Annotated in this window: 8 protein-coding genes; all 8 read right to left on the bottom strand. The window is 45.2% G+C overall.

From position 1 onward, the window contains the following. Positions 1 to 227: 227 nt before the first annotated feature. The 8 genes from lpxA to LSG37_RS07320 are packed head-to-tail and all read right to left on the bottom strand — an operon-like array spanning position 228 to position 8,984. A complete protein-coding gene (lpxA, locus tag LSG37_RS07355) occupies positions 228 to 998 on the bottom strand; it encodes an acyl-ACP--UDP-N-acetylglucosamine O-acyltransferase (protein WP_233079271.1) in 771 nt (256 codons plus the stop codon). A gap of 1 nt (position 999) precedes the next feature. Further along, positions 1,000 to 1,452, bottom strand: coding sequence for a 3-hydroxyacyl-ACP dehydratase FabZ (gene fabZ, locus LSG37_RS07350; RefSeq protein ID WP_233079270.1), 453 nt, complete (start codon positions 1,450 to 1,452; stop codon positions 1,000 to 1,002). A gap of 17 nt (positions 1,453 to 1,469) precedes the next feature. Then, the gene (gene lpxD, locus LSG37_RS07345; RefSeq protein WP_233079269.1) at positions 1,470 to 2,516 is read right to left on the bottom strand and encodes a UDP-3-O-(3-hydroxymyristoyl)glucosamine N-acyltransferase; all 1,047 of its coding nucleotides are present in this window, start codon (positions 2,514 to 2,516) and stop codon (positions 1,470 to 1,472) included. Beyond that, positions 2,516 to 3,034, bottom strand: coding sequence for an OmpH/Skp family outer membrane protein (locus LSG37_RS07340; protein ID WP_233079268.1), 519 nt, complete (start codon positions 3,032 to 3,034; stop codon positions 2,516 to 2,518). The genes lpxD and LSG37_RS07340 overlap by 1 nt, the downstream gene beginning before the upstream one ends. A 21-nt stretch (positions 3,035 to 3,055) precedes the next feature. After that, positions 3,056 to 5,548: an outer membrane protein assembly factor BamA gene (gene bamA, locus LSG37_RS07335; protein ID WP_233079267.1), complete on the bottom strand. Its 2,493-nt coding sequence runs from the start codon at positions 5,546 to 5,548 to the stop codon at positions 3,056 to 3,058. Positions 5,549 to 5,575: 27 nt separating this feature from the next. Further along, positions 5,576 to 6,928, bottom strand: a complete 1,353-nt coding sequence (rseP, locus tag LSG37_RS07330) for a sigma E protease regulator RseP (RefSeq protein WP_233079266.1) — start codon at positions 6,926 to 6,928, stop codon at positions 5,576 to 5,578. Continuing rightward, positions 6,928 to 8,121 carry a 1-deoxy-D-xylulose-5-phosphate reductoisomerase gene (ispC, locus tag LSG37_RS07325; RefSeq protein ID WP_233079265.1) on the bottom strand — a complete coding sequence of 398 codons (1,194 nt, stop codon included), beginning with the start codon at positions 8,119 to 8,121 and terminating at the stop codon, positions 6,928 to 6,930. Before ispC ends, rseP begins: the two co-directional genes overlap by 1 nt. After that, positions 8,121 to 8,984, bottom strand: coding sequence for a phosphatidate cytidylyltransferase (locus LSG37_RS07320; RefSeq protein ID WP_233079264.1), 864 nt, complete (start codon positions 8,982 to 8,984; stop codon positions 8,121 to 8,123). Before LSG37_RS07320 ends, ispC begins: the two co-directional genes overlap by 1 nt.

Below are 8,984 nucleotides of genomic sequence, written 5' to 3'. Positions count from 1 at the left end.
ACGAATGTAATCTTACCTTCAAAAGATTAATGCACGCAGATAAACCGCCGTCGCTGTCCTGCTTTCTTTTCGGTTATTTCTGCACCGATTAGTTCTAGGCAATAGCAATAAACTAAGGTGGTAATGAAGGAGAGTGTTCCGGATTGATCTTAAACTTGCAGTGTCACTCCTTAGTGCCGAAACCATCTCCGGCAACTAAGGAACAACCTTGAATTGCAACTCAGCCATCAGCGGATAATGCCACGGCTGGAGTTGGCGATAAAATCAGTGAAGGCTTTGACTTCCGGGAATTCTGCAGATTTTTCTGCCAGAGCATCCAAAGCTTCCTGCACTGTTAAGCCTTTACGGTAGACTTCTTTATAAGCACGGCGTACTTCTAAAATAGCGTCGGCACTAAAGCCACGGCGTTTTAAACCTTCGACATTTAAACCTGCTGGTACAGCATGTGAGCCGTGAGCCATCAGGTATGGAGGTACGTCTTTGACCACTATAGAACCACCGCCAATAAAGGCATGAGCGCCTATATGGCAGAACTGATGGATACCTGTCATGCCACCTAAAATAGCCCAATCTCCAACATGTACATGACCAGCAGACTGAGCGCCGCTGGCAAATATCACGTTATCGCCAATCACGCAGTCGTGAGCGACATGGGTATTGTTCATAAAGAGGTTATTCGAGCCAATGCGGGTGATACCTTTATCCTGAACAGTACCACGATGCACAGTACAGTTTTCACGGAATACATTGTTGTCACCAATGACTAGTTCTGTCGGCTCGCCGTTGTATTTTTTGTCCTGACAATCTTCACCTATGCTGGTGAACTGGTAAAAGTGATTGCCTTTGCCCATGACGGTTGGGCCTTTCAGCACCACATGAGATTCAAGCACTGTGTCATCGCCAATCACCACGTTAGCGGCAATATAACAAAATGGTCCAACTTTGACGTTTTGACCAAGTACGGCACCGGGTTCTATCACAGCGGTAGGATGGATCATATTAAAGCTCTCTTCTGGCACACATCAGTTCAGCACAACAAACGACCTGGCCATCCACTTTGGCTTCACCATAAAACTTCCACAAATTACGGCGTTCTTTTAAAAATTTCACTTCCAGCACCATTTGATCACCTGGAACTACTGGCTTTTTAAAACGAGCTTCGTCTATAGCAGCAAATAAATACAGCTCGTTTTCAGAGCGTTCTGTCACCGTCTTAAAACCTAAAATGCCTGTTGCCTGAGCCAGCGCTTCCAGAATTAACACGCCAGGAAAAATAGGCATATTAGGGAAGTGACCGGTAAAAATCGGCTCGTTGATAGTGACATTTTTAATAGCAGTTAAAGATTCGCCAGGTGTGTAATCCAATACTCTGTCGATCATTAAAAATGGATAGCGGTGTGGCAGCAAGGCCATGATTTCCTGTATTTCAAGGATATTCAATTGGTTAGCCAAAGTGAACCTCTTATATTTTATTCGTCTTTTGAAGGCGGCAGGGAAAAAGCGGCCATTTGCTGCTCAAGTTCCCGTAATTTTTGATACATCTGGTCCAGTTGACGAAACCGGACACTATTTTTCCGCCATTCCAGATTAGTGCTGGCCGGAGTACCGGATGAATAGATACCTTTTTCGGTAATAGATTTAATGATCATCGACATGCCAGTGATTTGCACACCGTCACAAATCTCCATATGACCATTAATAGCGCAGGCGCCACCGATAATACAATACTTGCCAATTTTAGTGCTGCCGGCCACTACTGTGCAACCTGCAATAGCTGTATGGTCACCTATTTGTACGTTGTGAGCAATTTGTACCTGATTGTCTAGAATCACGTTTTTGCCAATGACAGTATCGCCTAAAGCACCACGATCTATGGTGGTATTGGCGCCTACTTCTGTATCGTCACCTATGATGACAGTACCGACCTGAGGAATTTTCAACCAGCGGCCACGTTCATTGGCAAAACCAAAACCGTCAGCTCCTATCACAGCACCGCTGTGTACCAGACAGTTTTTACCAAGCCGTACACCGTGGTAAAAGGTGACGTTAGGCCAGATTTTACAGCCATCCGCTATCTGGACCTGTTGACCAATAAAGCAACCGGCGCCAATTTGTACGTTTTCACCAATGACGGCACCAGCGGAAATCACCACGTTGGGGCCTATCACAACTGAATCAGGCACAGTAGCTGAAGGGTCTATCACTATATTCTGCCCCCGCCCATAAGCGGCAGCAGGTGTGGAATCTAATAACTGAGCTATTTTGGCAAAAGCCACATAAGGGTCATTCACTATCAGTGCATTGACCGGACAATAGCTTTGATCCTCAGCTTTAATCAGCACAGCACCGGCTTGAGTCGATTGCAAAAATTTACGGTATTTGCTGTTGGATAAAAAGCTGATCTGATGGCTTGTCGCATCTTCCAAAGTACCAACGGCACTAATCAGTGCCGTGGCGTCTCCAACTAGCTGAGCATTTAACTGCTCAGCTATAAAAGCTAAAGTAAGCTTCGCCATTATTTGGCTTTGCTCACCTGAGCTACAACAGCATTAGAGATGTCATATTCAGGTTTAACAAACACACCAGCCTGAGCACTTAAGATCAGGTCGTAGTTGTCTTTTTTCGCTAGAGCATCAATGGCAGTTTTTACTAAAGCCATTAGCTTGTTACGCTCTTCAGCCTGACGATTACGGTAATCTTCATCCAAAGGACGAGCTAACTGCTCGTAGCTACGCATTTGCTTTTCCATTTCAGCTTGCAGAGTTTTTTTCTGCTGATCGTTCATGGTCGCGCCATCACGCTTTAATTTTTCCTGATTAAAAGCGATGTCTTTTTCCAGCTTTTGCACTTCAGCAATACGGCCTTCAAACTCAGCTTTTAATGTATTTTGAATAGTAGTGGTCTGAGGTAACTGAGCAACAATAGCTTGCACGTCCACTAAACCAATTTTCATTTCTTTTGCTGCAGCAGTACCGGCCATTAACAGGCCAGCCATTAATACCAATGCAGTTTTTGCTAAGCTTTGCTTAAACATGTGTTTCCCTTTCCCATAAAATTAGAATGTAGTACCAATATTGAAACTAAAGTTCTCTTGCTCATCACCCTCTTCTTTGCGGATGATTTTCGCCAAACTAAATGTCAATGGACCCATAGGTGAGATCCATTGTAAAGACACACCAGCCGAAACACGAATTAAGCCAGCGTCAGAGTAATCAAGCAGCGGAGGGCTGTTGAACCCCTGACTAGAACCTGGACTTAAGTTGTCGTAACGACTGAGGTCAAACTCTGTGTCCCAGACGTTACCCGCATCCACAAATAAGCTGGTGCGTATCTGGTTCACATAATCCTCACCAACAAAAGGTGTTGGTGTGATTAATTCAAGGGTAGCAATAGCCATCGCATTACCACCCGTTGATCGTGGTGACACTAAATAAGTGTCAAAACTCGGATCAGTAGGAAGTGAACCTGAGCCACCTATTGGACTAGGCAAGCCAGGCACTTGGGTCGCAGTACGATAAATCGCATGCGGACCTATAATACGCGCTTCAAAGCCACGTAAGTTCTGGCCACCAGCATAGAAGTTATCGGTGAACGGCAAGGTGTAGTCGTAGCCGTCTTTATCACCATAACCATTACCGTAACCTACTTCCAGTTTACTTAAGAATGACCAGCGGTGATCATTGCTCAGCGGAATATACTTACGGGCATTAAAGGTGGTTTTGTAATACTGCAAATCTGAATTTGGTGTGGTAATACGGCCACTCAGTACCATTTCATGACCAGCAGTTGGGAATAAGCCGCGGTTTAACGTGCTTTGGATCCAACTGGCAACCAACTCATAGTTAGTAAACTTATAACCACCATCCGGGTCATTTTTATCCATCAACACTGCTCTGAAATGACGCAACTGGTCGTATTCAGACAAGGAGTTGATTTCGTTCACCGCATAGTTGGTACCGAAGTTCAATCTGTTGTATTCATTGATTGGATAACCAACGGAAGCACCAAAACCATAACGTTTCTGCTTATAGGCTTCTAAGTTAGACGACAAACTTGAATAGTCAGTATCTGAGTAGAACACCTGCCCACCCAGGCTGATCGCATCCAAGGTGAAATACGGGTCGGTAACAGAAAACTGAATTTGTTTGTTGTATTTGTTGGTACTTAAATTGACACCTGCAGAGTTGCCAGTACCGAAGAAGTTTTGCTGCTCGACGCCAATCTGGAAGGACAAGCCCTGGAAGTCGCCGTAAGAAATACCGGCATTAAAGTTACCTGAAGGCTGTTCTTTAATTTTGTAGGTGACATCAACTTTGTCATCAACACCTGGTATTTCTTTGGTTTCAAAGTCAACTTTTTCAATGTAAGACAGACGCTGAATACGGTCTTTTGACAATTCCAGCGCATCATTGGATAACCAGGCGCCTTCCATTTGTCGGATTTCACGACGTATAACTTCATCTTTGGTTGAAGCATTACCTGTCACGTCAAGACGACGAACATAAACACGTTTACCCGGGTCGACACTGATGGTCAATGCTACTTCTTTGGTATCGTCTTTGATATTCGGAATGGTACGGACTTTAGAGTTGGCATAACCAAAACGAGCCAGTAACTTGGCAATACTCTCTTCGGTGTAAGTCACCAGAGCACCGTTATACAGTTGACCTGCTTTTAACGGTAATAACGCCTTGATAAAAGCGTCCTGACCAATTAAATCACCGACAAAATCAACATCAGTAATAGTGTATTGCTCACCTTCGGTCACGTTCAGAGTCACGTAAACTGAAGTTTTATCTGTGCTGACAGACACCTGATTGGCATCAATGTTAAAACGCAGGTAACCACGGTCTAAGTAGTAGCTACGAATTTTTTCAAAGTCGCCTTGTAAGGTTTGTTTCTGGTAACGATCAGAAGCCAGGAAACGCCACCAGGGCAAGTCATACAGTGATTCAATATTTTTCAGCAACTCTTCGTCACCGAATATTTCGTTACCGACAATATTGATCTGACGAACAGAAGCGGCATCACCTTCTTCAAATTCGATTTTCAGGTTCACCCTGTTGCGAGGCAGGTAGGTGACCTTCATTTCAACTTGAGCGTTGTATTTACCTACACCGTGGTAGAACTCTGTTAAACCAGTTTCAACTTCCTTGATCACTGTTTTATCTAAAGGCTCACCAATAATAATTTTTTGATCAGCTAAACTTTCGTTCAGCTGTTCTTCTTTGATGTCTTTATTACCATCAAACTCGATACTGTTGATGGTTGGACGCTCTTTTAAGCGATAGATGATGGTGTTGCCATCACGAAATACCTGAATGTCGTCGAAGTGCCCTGCCGCATACAGACTTTTGATACTGCGCGATAAGGAGGCTTCTGTGATGGTATCGCCGATATTAAACGGCAAATTATTTAATGCTGCACCAAGCGCAACACGCTGCAAGCCTTCAACCTGAATGTCTTGCACTGTAAATGATTGTTCAGCGAGCACCGAGTTACTTAAACCAGCAAGTAACATCGCAGCTACTAATCGTTTAATTGTCATTGTTTTGGACTACTTTTGATTAGTTTATTACAAACGAGAAATATCGTTGAGCAGCGCAATTCCCATTAATGTCAGCAGCAACAGAGCTCCGATCCGGAAACCCAGCTCCTGCGCCTTCTCAGAGACAGGTTTGCCGCGTATTAGTTCCAGCACAAGATACATTAAATGACCACCATCCAAAATAGGCAGAGGCAGTAAATTTATCACCCCAAGGTTGACACTAATCAGTGCTAAAAAGGAGATAAAGGCGATCAGGCCAATATCTGCGCTGCTTCCAGCGCCTTGCGCTATCGAAATTGGCCCGCTTAAATGTTTGACAGAAATATCACCAAAAATGAATTTTCCAATCATTGAGAAGCTTAATCGCACCAATTGCCAAGTCTTTTCTACCCCAACCCAAGCCGCCTGTACAGGGCCATACTGCTGAGTGAACAATAAATGCTCAGGCCAGGGCAATACTTTTGGACTGACACCAAGGTAGCCCTGATGAAAACCATCCGCAGTTTCGCGGCTTTGCGGCGTCACCAGAATATCCATCGCTTGTCCAGCACGCTCAATACCAAACAGCAGTGGCCGTTCTGCGCTGTTTTGTACTAATGCAACCACAGCATTCCAATCAGCTACAGTTTTGCCATCGACGGAAAGCAACTTATCCCCCAACTGCAAGCCCGCTGCTTCTGCCGCTGAACCAGCCTGAATTTGACTGATTTCATTTAAAACTTCTGGACGTAGCGGCTCTAAGCCTAAACTGCCAAATACGCTTTGTTTATCCGGATCAAATACCCATTCGGTTAAATCCAGCTGATAACTTTGGTCGCTGCCTTCCAGTTGCTGCACTGTAATATCTACAGCAGGACTGCCGACTTGCTCAACCAGCAATAAGCTGATGGCACGCCAGTCTTCGGCCGGTTCTCCGTTGATAGCAGTGATCTGCGCATTTGAAGGCACACCAGCTTTAGCCGCGATAGATTCTGCCGTCACCTGCCCTATCACAGGTTTAATATTGGGCACGCCTATCAGGTACATCCCCCACAGCAGCAGAATAGCGAACAGGAAGTTGGCGATTGGACCAGCCGCAATAATAGCCATACGTTGCCAGACAGTTTTGCTGTTAAAGCTCAGATCTTTATGCTGTGGCAATACAGGATCGACCCGCTCATCCAGCATGCGAACATAACCGCCTAAAGGGATCATCGCAATCACAAACTCTGTGCCTTGTTTATCACGCCAGCTGTAAAGCGCTTTACCAAAACCTATAGAAAAACGTTTGACCAGTACATTGTTTTTACGTGCCACCCAAAAATGGCCAAACTCATGCACAGTGACCAGCAGGCCAATAGCGACCACAAAACTAATTAAATTCCAGACAAAACCCGACATTAACTCACCTTTCTCAATTGGTCTTGCATGAACATTCTGGCCTCTTGGTCCAGAGCCAGAATGCTTTCTAAATCAGGCGCTTTTATTGTGGCAAAACGCTCCAATGCTTTTTCGTTTAGCAGAGCTATATTGGTAAAGCTGATTTGCCCGGCCAAAAAGGCGGCCACAGTCATTTCATTCGCTGCGTTTAACGCTGTCGTGGCACCCTGCCCATAACCACAAGCAGCTATTGCCAGATACAAATTCGGGTAACGCGCTGGTTCTGGTTGTGAGAAACTAAAGTCAGCCAGCTCGAAGAAATTCAGTGGCTTTACCTGAGTTTGAATACGTTTGGGGAAAGCCAAAGCATGAGCTATAGGGGTACGCATATCAGGCTGACCTAATTGCGCCAGCACAGAACCGTCTGTGTATTGCACCATTGAATGGATAATACTTTGGGGATGGATCACCACCTGAATATCGTCAGCAGCACAATTAAACAACCAGCGCGCTTCAATAAACTCCAGGCCTTTATTCATCATGGTGGCGCTGTCGACTGATATTTTCTGCCCCATCACCCAATTTGGATGCGCCACAGCCTGAGCTGGCGTAATAGCGGAAAACTCTGTCAGATCTTTGCGTAAAAACGGACCACCGCTGCCAGTGAGTAACAGCTTGCTGATACCAAAGTCAGACAGTTTCTGAGTCGCGGTATTTTGTTGTAATTGCGCAGGTAAACATTGAAAGATTGCGTTATGTTCACTGTCTATTGGTAATAAAGTAGCGCCATACTGCTGCACTTTATTAATAAAAAGCTCACCACTCATCACCAGCGCTTCTTTATTTGCCAGTAATACAGTTTTGCCTTGTTCTACCGCAGCCAAAGTGGGTAACAAACCTGCTGCCCCGACAATAGCCGCCATCACCATATCTGCATCTGGGTGAGCCGCTAAATCACAAAGTGCCCCAGCGCCAGCCCAAACTTCAGTGGAAAGATTAGCGTCTTTTACCAGTTGACGTAATTGGTCTGCGGCTATTGTATCTGTCATCACCGCATAACGAGGTTTAAACTGCTGAATTTGCGCAAACAGCTTATCCACCTGAGTGGCACCTGTTAAGCCCAGCACCTGATAGTCATCCGGGTGCTTAGCCACAACATCTAAAGTGCTGCAGCCAATAGACCCCGTAGCACCAAGGATCACCAGAGTCCGCATTACGCGAAACCTCCAATCAGAGCAACCAAGACTGCGTAAAGCGGTGCTGTAGCCGTCAGACTGTCGATACGGTCTAATATGCCGCCATGACCAGGAATTATAGAACCACTGTCTTTTAAGCCCGCCACACGTTTAAACATGCTTTCGCTTAAATCGCCAAACACAGATAACACTGTCAGTACTAAAGCCGCCAAATACCAGGTGACAACCTCTTCTGGAAAACCATGGTAATAAGCTACGGCAGTGACCAGCAGCATGACAAAACCAACACCACCTAACATGCCCTCCAGGGTTTTTCCAGGACTGACAGCGGGCAACAGTTTACGTTTGCCAAAAGGTTTGCCAATAAAATAACCACCGATATCAGCAGCCCAGACTATTCCAAGTAATAAGCAAATCAACCAGGCGCCGGTATAACTGGATTGATGAAAATCAACAGAACGTATTAATAATAAAGCTGTCCAGGCGGGAACCAAAGTTAACCAGCCCATCAAAGCACGGCGTAAATGCCCCTTAGCCCAGCTTTGACTGCTTCTTGGGTAACTTAATACCAAAAGTACAGCAATCAGCCACCAGACCACGCCCATCGCCAACAGGCTATTGCTCAGCACATCCATTTGCACTGGCCAGTAGGTCGTATCAGGCAATTGCCAATAAATCAGCGCCATACTCGCAGCAACTACAGTAACAAAGCCGTATTGGCTGGCTTTGGTGTTGTAGCCACAAAATAAACTCCACTCCCAGGCACCGATCAAAAAAGCTGCAGCAATAAAAATAGCGAAATAATGTAAAGGAAGAAAAAAAACTGCGGCTAACGCCAGTGGCGCCATGATCAGGGCTGTAATAACTCGTTGCTTAAACAA

The sequence above is a fragment of the Rheinheimera soli genome, from assembly GCF_021290985.1.
Classification (GTDB): domain Bacteria; phylum Pseudomonadota; class Gammaproteobacteria; order Enterobacterales; family Alteromonadaceae; genus Pararheinheimera; species Pararheinheimera soli.
The sequence above is the reverse complement of the archived record's forward strand: the minus strand, read 5'-3'. Positions and strand labels throughout refer to the sequence as shown.